We start from the raw sequence: 981 nt of genomic DNA, 5'->3' as shown, positions 1-981 counted from the left end.
TTGTCGGGGTTCGGCCGCTGAACAAAGTGGTTCAAAAAAGAAAAATTTGGAGCATTAACGCATGAAGGCATTAGGCAAAAAGCTTGCTGGCAAGACTCTTCTCGCCATGTCCCTGATGGGCATTATGGCGGGCGCGGTTCAGGCGGACGACAAGGTGTTGCACGTCTATAACTGGTCCGACTACATCGCTCCGGACACCGTCAAGAAGTTTGAAGACGAGTCGGGCATCAAAGTGGTCTACGACGTTTTCGACAGTAACGAAACCCTGGAAGCCAAATTGCTGGCAGGCAAGTCCGGCTACGACATCGTCGTACCGTCCAACAACTTCCTGGCCAAGCAGATCAAGGCAGGTGTTTACCAGAAGCTGGACAAGTCCAAGCTGCCCAACTGGAAGAACCTGAACACCGACTTGCTCAAGGCCGTATCGGTCAGCGACCCGGGCAACGAACACGCCTTCCCGTACATGTGGGGTTCGATCGGTATTGGTTTCAACGCCGAGAAGGTCAAGGCTGCACTGGGTGCCGACGCGCCGACCAACTCCTGGGACCTGCTGTTCAAACCTGAAAACGCTGCGAAGTTGAAATCCTGCGGTATCAGTTTCCTCGATTCGCCAACCGAGATGATTCCGGTGGCGTTGCACTACCTGGGCTATCCAACCGACAGCCAGGACAAGAAACAACTGGCCGAAGCTGAAGCGCTGTTCCTGAAAATCCGTCCTTCGATTGGTTACTTCCACTCGTCCAAGTACATCTCGGACCTGGCCAACGGCAACATCTGCGTGGCCGTGGGTTACTCGGGTGACATCTACCAGGCCAAGGCACGCGCTGCCGAAGCCGGTGACAAGGTGAAAGTCAGCTACAACATTCCGAAAGAAGGCGCCGGCAGCTTCTACGACATGGTCGCCATCCCTAAAGATGCCGAAAACGTCGAAGGCGCCTACAAGTTCATGACCTTCCTGCAGAAGCCGGAAATCATGGCCGA

At 54.7% G+C, this 981-nt stretch carries 1 protein-coding gene; it reads left to right on the top strand.

Features of this window, described 5'->3' with window-relative positions; all coding sequences use genetic code 11:
* Positions 1 to 61: 61 nt before the first annotated feature.
* Positions 62 to 981 (top strand): polyamine ABC transporter substrate-binding protein (locus tag D8V06_RS24105; RefSeq protein WP_130931947.1); only part of this gene is annotated, 920 nt, incomplete at its 3' end.

The organism is Pseudomonas sp. Sample_24 (genome assembly GCF_004307605.1).
GTDB lineage: Bacteria > Pseudomonadota > Gammaproteobacteria > Pseudomonadales > Pseudomonadaceae > Aquipseudomonas.
Note: the sequence above shows the minus strand (reverse complement) of the source record. Positions and strands in the feature narration are given on the sequence as shown.